At 63.8% G+C, this 18,690-nt stretch carries 19 protein-coding genes; 5 read left to right on the plus strand and 14 right to left on the minus strand.

Features of this window, described 5'->3' with window-relative positions; translation table 11 throughout:
• Positions 1–12 precede the first annotated feature (12 nt).
• Positions 13–816, minus strand: a complete 804-nt coding sequence (locus tag VLA65_RS11205) for an IclR family transcriptional regulator (RefSeq protein ID WP_059388453.1) — start codon at positions 814–816, stop codon at positions 13–15.
• 288 nt (positions 817–1,104) lie between these two features.
• Here VLA65_RS11205 and VLA65_RS11210 point away from each other — a divergent pair, with 288 nt between their 5' ends.
• Together VLA65_RS11210 and VLA65_RS11215 are read left to right on the plus strand one after the other, a co-directional pair.
• Positions 1,105–2,586, plus strand: a complete 1,482-nt coding sequence (locus VLA65_RS11210) for an amino acid permease (RefSeq protein WP_332602541.1) — start codon at positions 1,105–1,107, stop codon at positions 2,584–2,586.
• 78 nt (positions 2,587–2,664) lie between these two features.
• On the plus strand, positions 2,665–3,300 hold the full coding sequence (locus VLA65_RS11215) for a LysE family translocator (protein ID WP_284991077.1): 636 nt from the start codon (positions 2,665–2,667) through the stop codon (positions 3,298–3,300).
• Positions 3,301–3,328: 28 nt separating this feature from the next.
• Here VLA65_RS11215 and VLA65_RS11220 read toward each other — a convergent pair whose 3' ends face one another.
• Positions 3,329–3,979: a hypothetical protein gene (locus VLA65_RS11220; protein WP_332602542.1), complete on the minus strand. Its 651-nt coding sequence runs from the start codon at positions 3,977–3,979 to the stop codon at positions 3,329–3,331.
• A 289-nt stretch (positions 3,980–4,268) separates the two neighbouring features.
• Between VLA65_RS11220 and VLA65_RS11225 the strand changes: the two genes are divergently transcribed.
• Positions 4,269–4,520 carry a hypothetical protein gene (locus VLA65_RS11225; protein WP_084784450.1) on the plus strand — a complete coding sequence of 84 codons (252 nt, stop codon included), beginning with the start codon at positions 4,269–4,271 and terminating at the stop codon, positions 4,518–4,520.
• A 2-nt stretch (positions 4,521–4,522) separates the two neighbouring features.
• Positions 4,523–4,744, plus strand: a complete 222-nt coding sequence (locus VLA65_RS11230; RefSeq protein WP_059388450.1) for a helix-turn-helix domain-containing protein — start codon at positions 4,523–4,525, stop codon at positions 4,742–4,744.
• Here the strand turns inward: VLA65_RS11230 and VLA65_RS11235 are convergent.
• From VLA65_RS11235 to VLA65_RS11270, 8 genes are all read right to left on the minus strand, one after another.
• On the minus strand, positions 4,722–5,732 hold the full coding sequence (locus tag VLA65_RS11235) for a LacI family DNA-binding transcriptional regulator (protein ID WP_442880293.1): 1,011 nt from the start codon (positions 5,730–5,732) through the stop codon (positions 4,722–4,724). The genes VLA65_RS11230 and VLA65_RS11235 overlap by 23 nt on opposite strands.
• A gap of 118 nt (positions 5,733–5,850) precedes the next feature.
• Positions 5,851–6,774, minus strand: coding sequence for a carbohydrate ABC transporter permease (locus VLA65_RS11240; protein WP_332602544.1), 924 nt, complete (start codon positions 6,772–6,774; stop codon positions 5,851–5,853).
• A complete protein-coding gene (locus VLA65_RS11245; protein ID WP_059388447.1) occupies positions 6,771–7,652 on the minus strand; it encodes a carbohydrate ABC transporter permease in 882 nt (293 codons plus the stop codon). Before VLA65_RS11245 ends, VLA65_RS11240 begins: the two co-directional genes overlap by 4 nt.
• A gap of 46 nt (positions 7,653–7,698) precedes the next feature.
• Positions 7,699–9,033 carry an ABC transporter substrate-binding protein gene (locus tag VLA65_RS11250; protein ID WP_332602545.1) on the minus strand — a complete coding sequence of 445 codons (1,335 nt, stop codon included), beginning with the start codon at positions 9,031–9,033 and terminating at the stop codon, positions 7,699–7,701.
• Between the two features lie 46 nt (positions 9,034–9,079).
• Complete coding sequence (locus VLA65_RS11255; RefSeq protein ID WP_307052923.1) at positions 9,080–10,516, minus strand: GH32 C-terminal domain-containing protein; 1,437 nt, start codon at positions 10,514–10,516, stop codon at positions 9,080–9,082.
• 166 nt (positions 10,517–10,682) lie between these two features.
• Positions 10,683–11,825, minus strand: coding sequence for a GGDEF domain-containing protein (locus tag VLA65_RS11260; protein ID WP_332602546.1), 1,143 nt, complete (start codon positions 11,823–11,825; stop codon positions 10,683–10,685).
• 45 nt (positions 11,826–11,870) lie between these two features.
• A complete protein-coding gene (locus VLA65_RS11265; protein WP_306960732.1) occupies positions 11,871–12,614 on the minus strand; it encodes a 3-hydroxybutyrate dehydrogenase in 744 nt (247 codons plus the stop codon).
• Positions 12,611–13,987 carry an MFS transporter gene (locus tag VLA65_RS11270; protein ID WP_332602547.1) on the minus strand — a complete coding sequence of 459 codons (1,377 nt, stop codon included), beginning with the start codon at positions 13,985–13,987 and terminating at the stop codon, positions 12,611–12,613. Before VLA65_RS11270 ends, VLA65_RS11265 begins: the two co-directional genes overlap by 4 nt.
• A gap of 129 nt (positions 13,988–14,116) precedes the next feature.
• Here VLA65_RS11270 and VLA65_RS11275 point away from each other — a divergent pair, with 129 nt between their 5' ends.
• On the plus strand, positions 14,117–15,013 hold the full coding sequence (locus tag VLA65_RS11275) for a LysR family transcriptional regulator (RefSeq protein ID WP_332602548.1): 897 nt from the start codon (positions 14,117–14,119) through the stop codon (positions 15,011–15,013).
• Between the two features lie 89 nt (positions 15,014–15,102).
• On the opposite strand, the gene VLA65_RS11280 is transcribed toward VLA65_RS11275, so the two are convergent.
• The 4 genes from VLA65_RS11280 to VLA65_RS11295 all read right to left on the minus strand — a co-directional run bounded on the left by VLA65_RS11280 (position 15,103) and on the right by VLA65_RS11295 (position 18,519).
• Entirely contained in the window at positions 15,103–15,993 is an 891-nt protein-coding gene (locus tag VLA65_RS11280; protein ID WP_442880287.1) for a spermidine synthase, read from the minus strand.
• Positions 15,994–16,083: 90 nt separating this feature from the next.
• A complete protein-coding gene (locus VLA65_RS11285) occupies positions 16,084–16,587 on the minus strand; it encodes a GNAT family N-acetyltransferase (protein WP_332602549.1) in 504 nt (167 codons plus the stop codon).
• A gap of 15 nt (positions 16,588–16,602) precedes the next feature.
• On the minus strand, positions 16,603–17,286 hold the full coding sequence (locus VLA65_RS11290) for an O-methyltransferase (RefSeq protein ID WP_284991089.1): 684 nt from the start codon (positions 17,284–17,286) through the stop codon (positions 16,603–16,605).
• Positions 17,287–17,343: 57 nt separating this feature from the next.
• The gene (locus tag VLA65_RS11295) at positions 17,344–18,519 is read right to left on the minus strand and encodes an ATP-binding protein (RefSeq protein ID WP_059388440.1); all 1,176 of its coding nucleotides are present in this window, start codon (positions 18,517–18,519) and stop codon (positions 17,344–17,346) included.
• Between the last annotated feature and the right edge of the window lie 171 nt (positions 18,520–18,690).

Here is an 18,690-nt window from a genome sequence, read left to right on the forward strand (position 1 = left end):
GGGTGCGGCGGGCTAGGACGGGCGGCCGTGGATGCGGATCGAGAGTTCGTCCGCTGTCTTCTGGATGCGGGCGGCCAGTGCGGGCCACTCCTCCACCGGCACCCGGTCCTCGAGGAATGTCACGGCGACTGCCGCCGTCGGCCATCCCAGATGGTCGGTGACGGCGGCGGCCACAGAACCGAAGCCGGGCGTGACTTCGCCGTGTTCGGTGGCGTAGCCGCGCTGCCGGACCTGGTCCAAATGCGAGGACAGGGCCGAGTACTTCATGATGGGCGATTCCATTTCATGCCGGGCCGTAAAGGCTGCAGCATTCGGGTACAGGGCCCTGACCTGCGATTTTGGCAGGGCGGCCAGGATCGCGCGGCCACTGGCCGTGAGGTGACTGGGAAGCCGGACCCCGACGTCGGTCACGAGGGACGGGCGGTTCTTGGCCCGCTCCTCCACGATGTAGAGCACATCGCGGCCGTGCAGGACGGCCAAGTGTGCGCTCTCGCCGATCGCATCCACGAGGGCGGCGAGCATGGGGCGGCCGAGCCGCGACAAAGGCTCTTGCCGCGAGTATGCCGAACTGAGTTCAAAGGCGCTGATCCCCAGCCCGTAGCGCTGCTCCTCATGAAGGTGCAGGACAAAGCCGTTGGCCTCCATGACGCCAAGCAGGTGATAGACACTGGAACGGGGCAAGCCCAGCGCCGTGGCGATATTGGACGCTGCCATCGGGCCACGCCGGGACGCGAGCAACTTCAGGATGCGCAGGGTGTTCTCGGCGGCCGGGACTTTGGAAGCGGCCCGGCCTTGGGTGGACGGCTGTGTGGTCATGGCTCCTCTTCGAGTGCACGGTAATGCCCGGCCCGCCCTTCTGCCACAAAGCCGGCAAGGCGGGTGTCCGGGATCCCGTACTTAAGCGTGCGCCCCACCGAGCGGATCGGAAAGCCAATCAGAACATTAAGGTGTCTGGAATACCAGACATTTGTGCATGAAACAACCAGTCCACGGCGCAGCGTCTGAGAACCGAGACAACGATGTCCCGTGAGGCCCATCACAGCATGCTGCGGAATGGTCTGCTGGTTAACAGTCCACCCCTCCCAATGACGAGAAGGTATTCGTATGCAGCAAGCCCCAACAGCCGTCAGGACGCCGGCCGCCAAAGTCGTCGAAGGCGTCGAAGGCGCGGTAACAACCGTTCTCAGCCGCGGCCTCAATGTCCGCCACATCCGCTTCATGGCGCTCGGTTCGGCCATCGGGACAGGCCTCTTCTACGGTTCGGCGTCCGCGATCCAAAAGGCCGGCCCATCGGTTCTCTTCGCATACATGATCGGGGGCGCCGCCGTCTTCATGGTGATGCGTGCCCTCGGCGAAATGGCCGTGCGCCACCCCGTCTCAGGCTCGTTCGGCCAGTACGCCAGCCGCTACCTCGGACCGCTGGCCGGGTTCATCACCGGCTGGACCTACGTCTTCGAAATGGCCATCGTGGCGATCGCGGACGTGACGGCATTCAGTATCTATATGGGCTTCTGGTTCCCGCAGGTGGACCGATGGATCTGGGTCCTCGCGATCATCCTCCTCCTCGGAGCCATGAACCTCCTGAGCGTCAAGGTCTTCGGCGAGCTCGAGTTTTGGTTCTCGCTCATTAAGGTCGTGGCGATCATCGCGATGATTGCGGGCGGCGCTGCGATCATCGTGTTCGGCTTCCAGTCCGGCAACAGCGGCGTGGCACCGGGGCTGGGGAACCTCGTTGACCATGGCGGCCTGTTCCCCAACGGTTTCGAAGGGCTCCTGGCCTCGTTCGCCGTTGTCATGTTTGCCTTTGGCGGGATCGAAACGATCGGCATCACCGCAGGCGAAGCCGCAGACCCCAAGAAGGTCATCCCGCAGGCTGTCAACACCGTCCCCGTGCGTGTGCTGCTGTTCTACGTCCTGACGCTCGGGGTGCTCATGAGCTTGTTCCCCTGGAATGAAATCGGGAACAACGGCAGCCCGTTTGTGCAGATCTTCAGTGGCCTCGGCATCCCCGCGGCGCCCCACATCCTCAATGCCGTGGTCATCACCTCGGCACTGTCAGCCATCAATAGCGACATCTTCGGCGCCGGACGCATCCTCTTCGGGCTTTCCCAGCAGGGACACGCTCCGAAGAGCTTCGGCAGGATCTCAAGGCATGGTGTTCCTTGGATGACCGTGGTCCTCATGGGCGGCATCCTGCTGGTGGGCGTGGTGCTCAACGCGGTCATCCCCGAGGACGTGTTCCTGGTGATCGCATCCATCGCCACCTTCGCGACAGTGTGGGTGTGGGTCATGATCCTCGCCTCGCACGTCGCCATGAAGCGCGAAATCAAGCGCAAGGGACTTCCGGCGTCGGAATTCGCGTCGCCGTGGTGGCCCGCCGCGTCCGTGGTGACCATCGCCTTCATGGCCCTGGTGATCGTGATCCTTGGCGTCTTCGAGGACACTCGCGTGGCTCTGTACGTAGGCGCCGTGTGGCTCGGACTGCTGGTGCTGGCCTACAAGCTCTGGGTCCGCGGCGGCGGGCGCCTGCGCGCCGACCTCGTCGACGAAACAGCCTCGATTCGCATGGTCGCCGAGCGCCCGTAGTGCCTTGAGGAGGACGACGACGGCGGCGGCGCGCCACGAGCCATCGACCGTCACCGCAGGCCAGCGCTATCATCAGGGATGGTTCCGTTCACCAACCTCCTGGCGTTTGCGCTGGCCGCACTGGTCCTCATCGCAGTCCCCGGTCCCAGCGTCCTGTTCGTGATTGGGCGTTCCCTCGCCCTTGGCCGCAAAGGCGGGCTCCTGAGCGTGCTCGGAAACGCCCTCGGCATGGTTCCGCAGATCATTGCCGTGGCGCTGGGGCTCGGCGCGATCCTTGCGCAGTCGATCGTGCTGTTCACCATCATCAAGTTCGGGGGCGCAGCGTATTTGGTCTACCTCGGGGTGCAGGCGATCCGCCACCGCGGCGGGCGTTCGACGGCGACTGGTCCAGCGCCGGCGCGGTCCATGTGGCGGCTCATCCGCGAGGGTTTCATCGTTGGTGCGAGCAACCCGAAATCGATCGTGTTCTTCGTGGCTGTGCTGCCGCAGTTCGTGGACTATTCGAGCGGCAGCATTCCGCTTCAACTCGCCGAACTCGGAGCTGTTTTCCTGGTGATCGCCCTCATCTCCGACAGCATCTGGGCCCTCGCAGCGGGCACGGCACGCCACTGGTTTGCCCGCTCGCCGCGGCGGATCTCCACCCTGGGTGCCATGGGCGGCGTCATGATGATCGGGCTCGGCGGGACGCTGGCGCTCACAGGCGCCAAGTCTTAGGGCCGTAGGACGGGGAGCAACCGCGGACTCAGCCGGCGGGAAGCCAATCCACGTGCGAGTCCGAGTCGTAGACCCGGCAAACCCGCACGCTGTCCTGGGCAGGACCATCAACCAGCTTGAGGGTGACCTTCATGAGGATGTCGTACGACGACAGGCCGGAGGCCGCCGTTGACTGCACCGGGTTCCCGGAGAACGCGATGGACACCACTGAAAATGGCCGGGGCACCACCGTTCCGGTCACAATTGAGGAGTGGGCGGCATCGCTTTGCAGCCGGGCGCTGCAGCTGTCCTTGATGCGTTGGATCCCCGCTGCGTCGAGGCCCTGCTGCACAGGAGCGGGAACCGCGGGAGCCGGAGCCGGCGCAGCTGGCGCCGGCTCGGGGGCATCGGGCTTGGCACTCGTCGGCGGAGCAGGAACCGGGGCTTGACTTGAAGGCGCAGCACTAGCGGAAGCGCTGGCAGAGGCGACGGCGGCTGACGCTGAAGCGGTGGCACTCGGCGTCGTGGCTGGCGTCTTGGTGGGACCGGGCGGAGAAGCTGCCGCACTGACGGTGGCTGACGGCGGGGCGCCGGCAATCGAGGTAGATGATGTCTGCGTCGCGTTGAGGGTGATCGCCCCTGCCAGCCCGACCGCCACCACACCTGCAACGACAATTCCTGCTTTTGCCGCTCGTCGCATTGTTCCCCCCTCCCAGACCTGACGGAACATTTGCCTTGAGCGTATGGACTGTTCACCCGGCCTGGCATGCGTAACCCCTACCCGTCTTTTGACCGGACTACTCGGATCACCACTTGCTCGCCCTGGGGTCCTTGTCCGAGTAGTGGTCCAAGTGACGTGAGTGGCCCGTGGGCCATAACGGGTGCAAGTCACTCATGTGTTGCGTGTGGTCCACGCCTACCGTTGGATGATCGCGACTTGCAAAGGAGTGATTCCGATGTTCGATCCTTACTCAAGGCACGCTGCTCGGATGCGCAAGCAGCGCCGCCATGCGCTGGCTTCGCGACTTTGCCAGATATTTACCAGGGCAGCCACGCAGGCCAAAAGCACTGCTTCCCCTTTCAAGGTGGGCGACTACGTAGCTGGCGACGACCCCTTCAACGGGTCCCAGGAAGGGGTGGTGGCCGTCATCAAAGGCCCATCGATTGGCTTGAGAACCGTCGTGCCGAGGGGCGGCACCCTGGTCTACTACGACTACCGCCAATTGAGGAGGCCCTGGTGAATATGTCCGCCGCCGGCGTTCCAGCCAACCGGTTCATGACGATCGCCGAGGTTGCCGAGGCCCTGCGGGTATCCAGAATGACCGTCTACCGCCTCGTGAACTCGCACGCCATCCACGCCGTGCGGTTCGGGCGGTCATACCGCGTTCCGGAGTCGGCGGTGGAATCCTACATTGAGCACTCGGCGGTGGACGAGGCTGAGCCTAAGGCAGCCGGGGAGCCGTAAGGGTATTCGGTCCAACCGAGTCGCGTTCCACTGGCGGGCATTCAAGCTTTACCACAGGGCTGCCCGCCGGTTCGTCAACGCCGAGCAGCAAGCGCACGCCCGCGGCGCCAAGCTCGTAGTGCGGCAGCGCGACGGTGGACAGCGGCGGCCGCATGTGCGCCGCGATGACTTCCTGGTTGTCGAACCCCACCACGGCCATGTCCTCGGGAATGGACAGCCCCAGTTGCTTCAGCCCGTCGTAGAGGCCCATGGCCATACGGTCGTTGTAGCAGAAGACTGCCGTGACATCGCGTTTGAGGAGCTCCTCGACTGCTCCGTAGCCGCCCTCCTGGTCAGGATACGCGTCGAACACGAGGTGCGGATCGAAGGCGATTCCAGCAGATTCGAGCGCTTCCCGGTAGCCCTGGAGGCGTCCGTCCTTCGCCGGAGCAGGAATCGTGGCGTTGATGAAGGCGATCCGTCGGTGCCCCTTGCGCACAAGGATTTCAGTGGCTTCCCGTCCGCCGTGGACTTCGTCCGGGACCACCGCCAGGGCGTCGGAGTCCGGGGAGAAGCAGTTCACCAGCACGAAGTCAGTCTCTTGCAACGCAGCGGGGATCTTGGTTGGGCGGTGGAACCAGGTGGAGTACAGGATGCCGCGAACCTTGTGCTCGAGCATCATCGAGATGGCGTCTTTTTCCACGGGCTCGTCGCCCTCGGTGTTGGCGACCAACAGCACGAATCCGTGTTTCCACGCTTCGTCCTGGGCGCCGTGGATGATTTGCCCAGCGAAGGGGGTTGTGGCGATCGCGTCAGCGACGAGTCCGATGAACCGTGAACTGCCGCTCACGAGGTTCTTCGCGAGGGCGTTCGGGCGGTACCCCAGTTCGCGGATGGTGTCCAGGACGCGTTTGCGGGTCGCGGCGCCGATCCTGGCGTCTTTCTTGTTGTTGATAACGAGGGAAACCGTGGCAACGGAGACTCCAGCCCCTTCCGCTACCTCCCGCATCGTCACCGGATGACTCGCCCTCGGAGTCGATGGATGCGAGGGGTTCACCTCGGGTTCTTTCAAGCTTTTTTCAGACGTCATTGGCCCTCCTCCCACAGTCTATCCAGTGGCGGCTTTCTCACCCCTTCGTCGCCCCGCTCTCGAGGCCCTGGATCATCGCCTTGTTGAGGACGAGGAACACGAGCAGCAAAGGAGTGATGGTGATGCAGACAGCGGCGAATGTCGCTGTCCAGTCGACCTTGCCCATTGCTCCGATGTAGTTCTGCAGCCCCAGTGGGATGGTCTTGAGCCCTTCGGACAGAACGAAGGTGTTCGCGAAGATGAAGTCGTTCCAGATGAAGATGCTGTTCACCAGGACCACTGTCACTACCGTGTTGGTCGAGAGCGGAAGGGTGATCAGCCCGAAGATCCGGTACGGGCCGGCGCCGTCCAACGACGCTGCCTCGTAGGTCTCGCGGGGAATGTACTCAAAGAACGACGAGAAGAGGTAGATCGACATGGGAAGGGCGAACCCCGCCAGGGGGATGATCATCGATTGGTAGGTGTCCAGCAGGTTCACGGACGAATAGTCGATGAACAGCGGCACAAGCGCGATCTGCACCGGCACGATGATGCCGATCAGGAAGAGGCCCCGGACGAATTTGCTGAACCGGAATCCGAGGACCTGCAAGGCATAGGCTGCCATCATCCCGAGAAGGACGATCAGGAGGTTAGCGCCCATCGTGACGATGAAACTGTTCAGGATGTTCTGGCCGAGGTTGCCGGTCTGGAACGCACGGACGTAGTTGTCGAAGCTGATCGAGCCCGGCAGCGCAAAAGGATCACCGGTCGCGAAGTCGTGCTCATTGCGCAGGCTCGTGAGGAACAGCCAGGCGAGGGGGTAGACCTGCACCACGACGATGAGGACGATCAGCACCCTCGACAAGCTTCGGAAGGCGTTTGGTTTACGCCGCCGACGTCGGGGCGCCGGCGGGCTTGGCGGGGCCGGGTTGTTTGGTGGAGCAGGGATCGGCCGGTTAACCGGGGCTGTTTGCGCGGTCATGCGTCAGCCTTTCGTTTGAGCATGAGCAAGATGAATCCGACCGCGACGAGGCACTCCACCACGATGAAGACCGAGATGGTGCTGGCGTAGCCGAAGTCGGTGCTGGTGAATGCGGTTTTGTACATGTACGTCGTCAGGAGCTCCGAGGACTGGCCGGGACCGCCGTTGGTCATGAGGTACGGGATATCGAATCCGCGCAGGCCGTAGGTTGTTGCCATGATGGTGGTGGTGATCCACACCGGCCTGATGTGGGGGAACCTGATCTTGGTGAACAGCTGCCATCTGTTGGCGCCGTCCAGGCGTGCCGCTTCTTCAAGTTCCTGCGGGACGGCGAGCAGCGCCGCGTAGATGATGAGCATGTAGAGTCCCGTGAACCGCCAGCCTTCGGGTGCCGAAACTGCCGCGAGGACAGTATTGACGTCGGAAAGCCAAGGGCGCTCGAGGCTGCCGAGGCCGATCCAGCCGAGGACTTGGTTGAGGAGACCCACCGGATCGATCGAGTAGATCCGTACGAAGAGGAAGGCGATGGCCACGGTCGAGATCACCGCAGGCAGGAGATACAGGGTTTTGACGAGCTCGCGGCCTCTTCGCAGCGAGGTCAGGAGGCTGGCGACGAACAACGCGCCGCCCAATTGGAGGACGAGGCAGATGGCGAGGTAGCCGAGGGCGTTGAAGAAGGAACGCCAAAACACGCCGTCACCGGTGAGCATGTGCACGTAGTTCGCGAAGCCCACGAACTCCATGTCACTGATGCCGTTCCAGGAGAAGAAGCTGAGGAATAGCGATTGCAGGATCGGGAACAGCACTGCAACGCCGTAGAGAAGCAGCGGCGGGAGCAGGAAGACCAAGACCGAGAGTCGTGATCGATTGGGAAGCATGGGAGGGCCTTTCGGGTGGGGGGCCTGGGCCCCCCACCGCTGCGTGTTATTTGAAGAACTTGGGAGCGTTCTGTGCGATGGTGCTATCCATCGTGCTGGTGAACTCCGCAGGCTTGACGTTGCCCTGGGCCAAGAGCACGAGCTCTTGCTGCAGCCTGCTGTTGGTGGTCGGATCAAGCTGCGTGTCCCAAGGCATCGCGAGCTTCGATCCGAGATCCTTCGCCTGGTCGATCGCCTTCTTGTACAGCGGCGTGGCGTTGGCTGGAATCGTCGTCTGGACATTCGTCGTCGGCGAGAGGGCGCCCGTGGCCGCGTATTCCGAGGGGTACTTGGCGAGGGCGAACTTCAGGAAGTCGCTCACGAGCGGGTCGAAGGTCTTCGAGTTGACCGCCATGCCGATACCTGAGGTTGCCACGTACTCGTTGGTGGCCGTCGCGGAACTCGGCGTGGCCGGAAGCGTGAAGTAGTCGACGTCGTTACGCACCGCCGGGTTCAGCTTGTCGGTCGCGAGGCTGGGCAGTTCCCAGGTACCGATGTTGTACATGGCGGCCTTGCCGGAGGTGAAGAGGTTCTGGGCGTCGGAGTAACCCTGCGAGGAGAAGCCGTCCTGGAAGCAACCTGCCCCTCCGAGCTGGCTTATCCAGTTGACTGTCTTCTGGCCGGTGGCGTCGCTGAACTTCGCGTCACCCTTCTTGAGCTTCTGTACGAAGTCGGGTCCGGCGTCGCGGAAGGGCTGGTAGGAGACGTAGCGCTCAAGGGGCCACTGGTCCTGGCCGTCAAGGGCGACGGGCGTGATCCCGGCCTTGCGCAGGGCCGTGCACATCGCGGGGATGTCGTCGAGTGACTTCGGCACTGATACTCCAGCCTGCTGGAAGAGAGCCTTGTTGTACCAAAAGTACTCGAGCTCGAACTGGAACGGGACCATGTAGAGGGATCCGTCGTCGAAGCGTTGGTAATTCAGTGCGTTCGTCCGGTAGCTGTCGTAGACACCGAGGTCCTTGAGCAGCTTCTCGGCATCCACCATCTTGCCCTGCTTGGCGAGTTGCTGGGCGAAGGGCGTGGCGTCCGTGTCGAACAGCTCCGGGAGCTTGTTCGCGGCGGCGAGGGTTTCGTACTTCTGGATGTAGGAGGGCCGGTCAGGGGTGGTGATCAGGTTGAGGGAAAAGCCGGGATGGGTCTGGGCGTACTCGTCGGCCACCTTTTTCATGACGTTGATGACTGCACCGTCTGCCGGCCGGGACAGAAGCCACGAGATTTGCCGCGGTTTGATGTCCCCGGTGGGGTTGACGTTGGAGGCGCTGCCTGCCCCTCCACCGCCGCAAGCGGAGAGGGCGAGGGCTGCGGCCGCTGCTACGGCGGCCGTTCTTATGAGTTTCTTCATGGGGGAAAATCTCCTTTGATTTGAACGGAGGTCTGGCGCTGGGTATTTAGTTGTCTGTGCGCTTACGTATCTCAAGATCGGTGAGAGTTGCGGTGCCTTCACCGGCGAATACGCCGATGCGGCCGTCCGGTAGCCCGTAGATCCGGGTACTGAGGGCGACCTGCCGGTCGACGACGGCGACGCAGAGGTCCCCGTCGACGACAAGTTCGAGGGTGTGCTCTCCGGAGGCCAGCTCGCAGGGGCGTTCCAGCTCGATCTCGAAGGGGACATCCCCCGAGACGTGCCATTGCGCGTCGCCGCTGATTTCGCGGGGCCATCGGTCGAACACCATGCGGCCGCGCTTCGGTTCCAGGCGGATGATGTAGGACTCGTCTCCGTCCGCGCTTGAGCGGAACAGCAGGCCGCATTCGCTGGTATCGGCTTCGATCTGCAAAACCGCCCGGGCGTAGAACTGGCGAGGGAGGACCTCATCGGACACCATGGCGGTGTACCCGTCTGGAGCATGCAGTACCAGCGGAAAGTCATCCCCGAGGGATACCGGGATGTCGTCCCAGAAGCTCTCGACGAGTTCGTCGGCGAGGGAAAAAGCGAGGGTGCCGTCGTCGTTCTGGCGGGCCTCGAGGACGGACATCGTGCCCGCCCACTGCCAGGCGCCGTCGTCGTGGTTGCCCTCCTTGCTGGCGACCCAGCCGAAGAAGAACCGGCGACCGTCCCGCTCGGCCGTCTTCGAGGCATAGAAGGCGCGGCCGTCAACGCTGTCCCGCGGCGGCACGATCCAAGGCCCATCGGGACTTTTCGCCATGCGGTAGCGGGTGGTGAAGGACTCGGAGAATTCCGAATAGACCAGGTACCACCAGTCGCCCCAGGCGAAAACGTCCGGGCATTCGTGCGTGATGTACCGGCGGGGATCCCAGAACGGCTCGGTGTGCTCCCAATCCATCAGGTCCGGGGAAACGCATTGGGCGATCAGCCCGCGACGGCGGTCCGGGCCGTCCGCGTGCCGCGCGGCCAGCAGCATCCGCCACAGGCCGCTGGCCTCGTCCTTGAAAACGAAAGGATCGCGCCAGTCGCCGGATTCATAGCCGGCCGGGGCGCCGAACGTCAGTTCCGGATGCTTGATCCACGTCAGCATTCCGTCCGTGCTCGTGGCGTGCATGACGAGTTGCAGGGGGGCACCGTCGGAGCCGAGGTGCCGGGGATTCTGTCCGGTATAGAACAGGTGGTGCGTCCCGGACTCGTCGCACACAACACTGCCCGTGTAGGCGTTGAAGTCCGCTTCGCCCTCTCCGCCATGGTGCAGCGACACTCCATGGTCCTCGAATCGCGTGAGGTCCTTGGTGGTCACGAGATTCCAGGACGTTCCCGGCTTCGGGTCGTTCCGCACCTCGTGCAGATAGAAAAGCCAAAACTCCCCGTCTTTCTGGAACGGGATCACGTCTCCGACCCATCCATCGGTGGGTTGGAAGAAGACTGAGTAAGTCATCGGCGTTGATGTCCATTTCTGCTAAAGCGTTTGATCACTGCAAGCGTAACCGAGGTCACACTTTTGATCAAGCGTTTAAGCAGATTGCTTTAGCGGACCGATCCCAGCGGTGCAGGATCGGCTCAGCGCGACGTTAGTCGGCGCACGACGGCGGTGCGGTGCGCAGTCAGGAAGTTGCGCAGACCGCGCGGTTCCGTCCGAGGGACTTGGCCTGGTAGAGCGCTTTGTCGGCGGCCACGATCATATGGTCCACCTCGGCGTTGGCGAGGGTGCTGGGAGCAATGCCATAGCTCACCGTCGGGAAGGTGACGCCGTCCGGTGGTTCTGCCGCGGCCAGACGGCGGCTGATTTCGTTGGCAATGATTTCCGCGCTCTCCAGGTCGGCCCCTGGAAGCAGAATGGTGAATTCCTCTCCGCCATACCTTCCGACGAGGTCTGTGTGGCGGACCGAAGCCTGGCACGCGGCGGCGAAGGCCTGGATGGCAGTGTCGCCCGCGGCGTGGCCATGGCTGTCATTGAGGGCCTTGAAATGATCGAGGTCGGCGAGGATCAGGGTGGAGATCGACCCCGCAGAGTGCAGCCTGTTGATTTCCTGGGTGGCCAGCTCCATGAAGGCGGTGCGGTTGAGGAGCCCCGTCAGGCCGTCCCGGGTGGCGCGTTCGTTGAGCCCGTTGATGAGCTGCTCGTTGCTCAGCGCAGTCATGCTGAAGGACACGGTGACCAGAAGCACGATAGTGACCACACTGGTGGTTGCCGAGCTGAGATAGGTGCCGAAGTCCGGGCCGTCGGGACCTTCCAGGACATAGGCGATTCCACGGCAGAGGAAGAACGACGCCAATACTCCTGCGGCGAGCGCCAAGGAGCGGTGGGCCTGTGAAACGCTGGGCTTCAACCGCCAGAGTTCAACCGTTGCCAGACCCATGCCCAAGGACATCATGGCCAAATACACCAGTCCGCCGGACCATGCGTTGGTGGCCGGGTTCTCCAGCGAGGCGGCCACCGCCGTGGCAACGGGTCCGGCGAGAAGCTGCCATCGCGGCGTTGGAAGCAAGCGCAGGGAACGCGAGCCGGCCCACACGCTGAACGCCCCGGCCACCAGCAAAGCGTTGCCGAGTGGCCCCGCCCAGATTTGCTGGGGAGTCCCGGCGAGCAGGTACGCCATGTTCCCCGAGAGCAGGAAAACGAGGGCGAGGCACCACCAACCGCTGTACGCGGAGCGGGTCCGGCGGAACGATCCGAAAAACAGCAGGCAGAGCGTAGACGCGACAATGCCCAGGGCTATCTTCAGGCTGGCCGGATCGAGACCCATATTCGCTCCCCTCGTGCGCACCAGCCTACGACATCGAGGGGCGGGTTAGCGGGCGGACCAACCCCCGTCCATCGTGTAGCTTGCCCCGGTGACCATGCCGGCGTCGTCGGATGCTATCCACGCTGCCAGCGACGCGACTTCCTCGGGCTCTACGAGGCGCTTCACGGCGGACTCCGTCAGCATGACCTTCGCCAGGACTTCCGATTCGGGGATGCCGTGCAGCAGTGCCTGGTCCGCGATCTGCCTTTCGACGAGGGGCGTACGCACGTATCCCGGATTGATGCAGTTGGAGGTGACGCCGTGCTGGCCGCCCTCGAGGGCCGTCACTTTGCTCAGCCCCTCGAGCCCGTGCTTGGCCGAGACATAGGCGCTCTTGAACGCCGAGGCCCGCAGCCCGTGGACCGAGGAGATGTTGATGATCCGGCCGAATCCGTTGGCGTACATGTGCGGGAGTGCGGCCCGGATAAGCAGGAAAGGGGCCTCGAGCATGAGGGTCAGGATGCGGCGGAAGTCCGCCGGCTCGAACTCCTCGATGGGAGCGACCTTCTGGATCCCGGCATTGTTCACGAGGATGTCGCAATCCAGGCTGAGTCCGGCGAGCGCCTCCGTGTCGAGCAAGTCGACGCCCCAGGCAGTGCCGCCCAGCTTATCGGCGAGGGCCGCGGCTCCGGCGGCATCGACGTCGGCCACTACAACCTTCGCGCCGCGCGCGGCGAGGGCCGTGGCACATGCCGCTCCGATGCCCCCCGCCCCGCCGGTCACCAGGGCCTTGCGGCCCTCGAGGCTCATGCGCGGGCACCCATGGGGAGGCCGTGACGAACGGCATCGGCATTGTCAACGTCTTCCAGCGCCACACCGCGGGTCTCTTTGAGCGTCAAGACGACGACGGCGGTAATCGCGCAGGAGATCACCAGGTAGATTGCCGTGGGCATCCAGGATCCGGTGTCCTTGAGCCACTGGGTCGCCAGCAGCGGGGCCAGCGAACCGGCGAAGATCGAGGTGACCTGCGAGCCAAGGGAGACTCCTGAGTAGCGCATGCGGGTGGGGAAGAGCTCGGTCATGATGGCCGGCTGCCCTGCGTACATGAAGGCGTGCAGGCAGAGGCCGATGGTCACGGCGGCAACGATCACCGCGGGATTCTTGGTGTCGAACATGGGGAAGGCGAAGAACGGCCAGGTGGCACCGCTGATGGCACCGATCAGGTAAACCGGCTTGCGGCCCCACGCGTCTGCCAACCGGCCGATCTGCGGGATGACCACGAAGTGGACAACGTGCGCGATCAGGAGGGCGAGCAGCAAGGACGAGGTGTCGTACTTGTCCACGCTCTTGAGGTACACGATGGAGAAGCTCACCACGAGGTAATACATGATGTTCTCGGCGAGCCTCAGTCCCATGGCCTGCAGGATGCCCTTGGGGTACTTACGGATGACTTCGCCGACGCCGTAGCTGATGGCTTGTTCCTTCTCCACCTGGGCCTTCGCTTCGAGGAAGATCGGGGCCTCGGTCACGTGGGTGCGGATGTAGTAGCCCACGAAGACGATCACTGCGGAGAGCCAGAAGGCCACGCGCCATCCCCAGCCGAGGAAGGCTGCGCTGCTCAGAGTGGTGGACATGATGAAGAGGACCAGCGTGGCGAGGAGGTTCCCGACGGGAACCGCGGCCTGCGGCCAGCTTGACCAGAATCCGCGGGATTCCTTGGGGCTGTGTTCTGCCACCAGCAGCACCGCGCCGCCCCATTCGCCGCCCAGCGCGAAGCCTTGGATGAAGCGGAGTGCCACGAGCATGGCCGGCGCCCAGAAACCGAGGTCGGCGAAGCCGGGGAGGCAGCCCATGAGGAAGGTGGACACGCCGACAATCACGATGGTGAGCTGCAGCGTGGGTTTGCGGCCGAGCTTGTCGCCGATCTGGCCGAAGACGATGCCGCCCAGGGGCCGGGCCACGAAGCCCACCGCGTAGGTCAGGAACGCCTGGATGATGCCGTCGAGGTCGTTGCCCGTGGGCGGGAAGAAGTACTTGCCGAAAACCAGCGTTGCGGCCGTGGCGTAGAGGAAGAATTCGTACCATTCCACCACGGTGCCCACCATCGAGGCGGCGACGATCTTCTTGAGGCCTGCGCCTTTGCCGGTGGCGGCCCCTGCTGCGGAGCGTTGTCCTACGCTCATGTCCATCTCCTTAGTGTCCACACTGACACGCGTTGTGATCCACAACACGAAATGCTCCAATGAGTATTGCCGCACATCAGTGCTGCTTCAATGGCCAAAATGGCACCAAGTGTGTGCAGAATTGCAGATATGAATCCGAATCCCGATGACCTCCTCGTCCTGCTCGCAGTATCGCGCTCAGGTAAGTTCACGACGGCGGCCCAAGCCTTGGGACTGAACCACACCACCGTTTCCCGCAGGATCGCCGCGCTCGAAAAGGCGCTCGGCGGCCGGGTCCTCGCGCGGGCGGCCGGCGGCTGGGAAATCACGGAGCTCGGAGCCGAGGCCGTGGGCGTTGCAGAGCGGATCGAAGCGGCGGTGGGCACGCTGGGACCGGAGGACCGTGCGCCGGACCCCATTGCCGGCGTCGTGCGCATGACCGCAACTGACGGTTTCAGCGCCTACATCGCGGCACCCGCTGTGGCGCGATTGCGCCGATCGCATCCCGGCCTCACCGTGGAGATCATCACCGTGACCCGCCGGGCGCTCCAGCAGCGTTCCGGCCTGGACGTGGAAGTGGTGGTGGGCGAACCGCAGGTGCACCGGGCCGAGGCTGTGCTGCTGGGTGAGTACATGCTGGGAATGTATGCCTCGCGCGAGTACTTGGCTTTTCACGGCGTACCCGGAACCGTGGAGGAGCTGACGCGGCATCAGCTGGTCTATTTCGTGGACTCCATGCTGCAAGTGGACGATCTCGATGCCCCTCGCCGGCTGGTCCCGTCCATGCGCGACGGCTTGAGCTCCACCAACGTCTTCGTCCACGTGGAGGCCACGCGTGCCGGGGCCGGCATCGGCTTCCTGCCATGCTTCATGGCCGACCGGCACCCGGACCTGGTGCGGCTGCTGCCCGCGCATTTCGCCGAGCTGCTCCCCTACTGGATGGTCCTGCGGCCCGACTCGATGCGCCGCCCCGCCGTCGCCGCCGTCGTGCACGCCCTCCAAGAGGAGACGGCCGCCCACCGCGAGCTGCTTCTGGCCCGCCGCTAAGGTGCGGCGCGCCCCGGCGGACGCTCGCTCACATATAAGCCTTCCCCGGCCGACGCTCGCTCACAAATGAGCCCTTCGGTGAGCGACGGTCAGGCGGCTGGCCGCGGGTCGTGCCGGATCTGCGCGCCGACGGCGAATGCCCGGACTTTCGCGTCGTTCCAGATATGTGCGGGAACCGCCCCGCCGAGGAGCTTCCGGGCCAGTTGCGGATCGTCGCCGAAGGGCTCGTGGCTGCCGGCCATGATCATGTTCCCGTACCGCCGGCCCTTGAGCATCGCGGGATCGGCGATGATCATGGTGTGCGCGAAGGTGTCTGCGATGGTGGCGGCGTCCTCGCGGGCGTTTTTGAGGTCGGGCGCATCTCCGGAATTCACCACGTAGAGCCCGCCCGGCGCCAGCACCCTCGACGCGTTGTCGTTGAATTCGCGGGTGGTGAGCGCCCTCGGGGTGAGGGCGCCGGCAAAGACGTCCCGGATGATGAGGTCGCGGGTGTCCGGCGTGAGGCTTTCCGTGACTTCCCTGGCTTCGCCCACCCGGATTCGAAGCAGCGGGGCCTTCGGGAGGTCGAACCAGCCGCGCACGTATTCGGCCAGCTTGCCGTCGAGTTCCACCACCACTTGGCGCGCGTCCGGGTAGGCGGCGTGGAAGTACCGGGCGAGGGAACATGCTCCGCCGCCGAGATGCAGGGCCCGCAACTTCGGCTTGGATTCGGGCGGCCATTTGGATTCAACCAGCGCGGCTATCCAGCGCATGTACTCGAAGTCCAGGAACAGCGGCTCTGCGACATCGATATGCGAGCTCATGACGCCGTTGATCTTCAGGAGCCAGCCGTTGGAATTGTCGGGGTCGGCAACCAACTCGCAGTCGCCGGTGTCGATGTAGTAGACGCCCTCCATGGGACCGTTCGGCTTGGTGCCCGCGGGCACCTCGATGACCCCGGCAGCTTGCCCGGCTCCCCTGCCCTTGCCACGCTTCGCCACTACTGCCGCCCTCTTCCGGTCATGCTTCAACCCTAGTTGACGCCGCAGCCTTGCGGTCAGCCCCCGACGGCGGCGCGCACCATCCGCCGGTCAGCCCCCGACGGCGGCACGCACCATCCGGATCTCCGGCAGTTCGTGCCATTCGGGCGGCAAGAGCTGGCGTGTTCCGTCAGGCCGGAAGCCGTTCTTGCGGTAGAAAGCCTGGGCCCGCGGGTTGTCTTCGAGCACCCAAAGAAAGGCGGCAGAATTGCCGATCACGGCGTCGACCAATGCTTGCCCCACGCCCAAACCGTGCACGCGACGCAGGGTGTAGATCACCTGCAGTTGCCGCTCGCACGGCCGGTCCTCCTCCGGGGCCTCGCGGGCGAAGGCGATGCCCACCAAGGCACCGCCGGCGTCGTGGGCGAGCATCGGCTTGTATGAGCCCTCCAAGGCTTCCCGCTGCCTCTCGATCCGCGTGTTGATGGTGGCCTCACGGAAGGCGAAGAACTCCTCGGGCAAGAGGTGCCCGTAGCTTTCCCGCCAGGCAGCCACATGCATGCGGGTCAGGGGCTCGGCGTCGTCCACGGTTGCCGGGCGGAGGGTAAATTCCATTCGCTCAGCCTAGCGTCACACCACGCGGGCTATCGCGAAGCCGTCCCATCCCTTGGATCCAACCGTTTGGATGGCCGTTGCGTCGAGGCGCGGATCCTTGCCCATCATCTCCAAAGCCCCCACGATGCCCGGAGCGTTCACCTCGTCCATGGAAGGATCCAGGATGGCACCCTCCCAGATGACGTTGTCCATCACGATCACCGTCCCCGGCCGCCCGAGCCGGATGGCCCAGTCCAGGTAGTTGGAATCGTTCTCCTTGTCGGCATCGATGAAGACAAAGTCGAATGGACCGTCCCGCGTGGGATCTTCGGCCAGCGCCGCAAGGGTCTCCAGAGCCGGGCCGATCCGGATGTCTACTTTGTGGCCGATCCCTGCCATGTCAACGTTCGCCCGGGCGATTTCGGCGTGTTTCGGGAGGTATTCGCACGTGACCAGGCGGCCGTCGTCGGGCAGCCCCTGGGCCATCCAGATCGCGCTGAAGCCAGCCAAGGTGCCGACTTCCAGCACGCGTCGCGCCCCGGACAACTGCACCAGCATCTTGAGCAGCTTGCCGGCGTTGGGCGCCACCTCGATAGGCGGCATCCCGGCGTCGAGGGCGGACTGCACCGCATGCTTGAGCGCGGCGTTCGGGCGAACGACGGCGTTGGACAAGTATTCCTCCACGGCCACCCAGCCGGGCTGGGCCTTGTGTTCAAACATGGCCCCAGTCTGGCACCGGGCACGGGCCGGAGGGAAGGACCGGCAGCGGAGACCCTCTCAGCCTTCCGTCTGGCGTTCAATGAAGCCAGCCATTCCCGGGACCGTGAACTGAATCGATCCGTATTCGGGCGCATAGACCACGCCCTTTGTAATGAGTCGCTGCCGAATGACCGCGAGCTTGTTCGTAGATTTCCCCAGCCTCGCGGCAATTTCGCCCGTGGACGAAGGCTGTTCACCGTCAAGAGCCATCGCCCTCAGGTATACCCGTTCAGCAGGAGTGGCACGCTGCCATCGAGCCTCAAAAAAACCATGGTCAAGATCGCTTGTTCCGTACCGGACCGCCACCTGGGCGTCCTCGGCGGTAATGACCTTGTCCGGCGCCTCGTCCCACGCGGAACGCCCATAAATTTGGAGGAAGTAGGGGTATCCGTTGGCCGCGGACAACAATATCGACAATGCTTCGGGTGCCGTCGATGCGCCTAGCCTGCTGATCGGCAGGGTGAGGGCTTCTGCGGCCGCTTCTTCGGTGAGCTGGCCGATGGTCTTGTAGAGAAACAATCTCTCTCCGTAAGTCCTGGCCTCTGATATCTTGCCTGGAAGGTTGGGGAGACCTGCACCGACGATGTAGAAGGGCCATCCCCTCTGCCCGGCGAGATGCTGAACCGACAGAAGGACTGTCAGTAGTTCCTCGTCCAGATCCTGCATTTCATCAATGAATAGGCCGAATCCAGCCCGGGCCTTGCGCATGGCCAGGGATACATCTTCGACCAGCTCTTCAATATCGATGTCGAGATTCCCCGAATCGGCCCTGCCCTGATTCGTGGTCACGGAGGCCGAAACGCCTGTAGCGCCGAGGCTGGCGGAGATGTTGCCAATACTAGCCATCGACTCTTTTAGATAGGCCCAAGCGGGCTTGCCCCGAAGCCGCCGAGCACCAACTTCAAGTTCGCGTGCTAGCTTCGCGCGCGTCGCACCCTTACCGGCTTCCCCTGGCTGGGCTTCGAGCTGGATTACGAGCCAGTCGTTCTGCCGGGCGTGCTCAGCGAAGACATTCAACAGGACCGTCTTACCCACCCCTCGCAGGCCCGAGAGGACCATTCCGCGATCCCCAGTTGTGTTGGACCGCGTCCGAGCGATCAGCAGATCGAATGCCCTAATCTCACTGTCGCGTCCAACGAGTTCCGGGGGTCGCACGCCAGAGCCTGGCGCGAATGGGTTCAATGAAGGATCCATGGAGTGAGTACACGAACTTATGCGAACTTATAACAATACTTGTTATCGCGCATCGCATTTTGTTAGCTTAAGCTCCCGACTCAAGGGCGTTTCAATAGTCATCGGAGGCGATTGCCATCAACAATAAGCAGGCATCAGAGACCCCCGGCTGATCAAAGTCCGAGTGTGGAA

The sequence above is a fragment of the Arthrobacter sp. S2(2024) genome (genome assembly GCF_036662515.1).
In the GTDB taxonomy this organism is placed as follows: Bacteria; Actinomycetota; Actinomycetes; order Actinomycetales; family Micrococcaceae; genus Arthrobacter.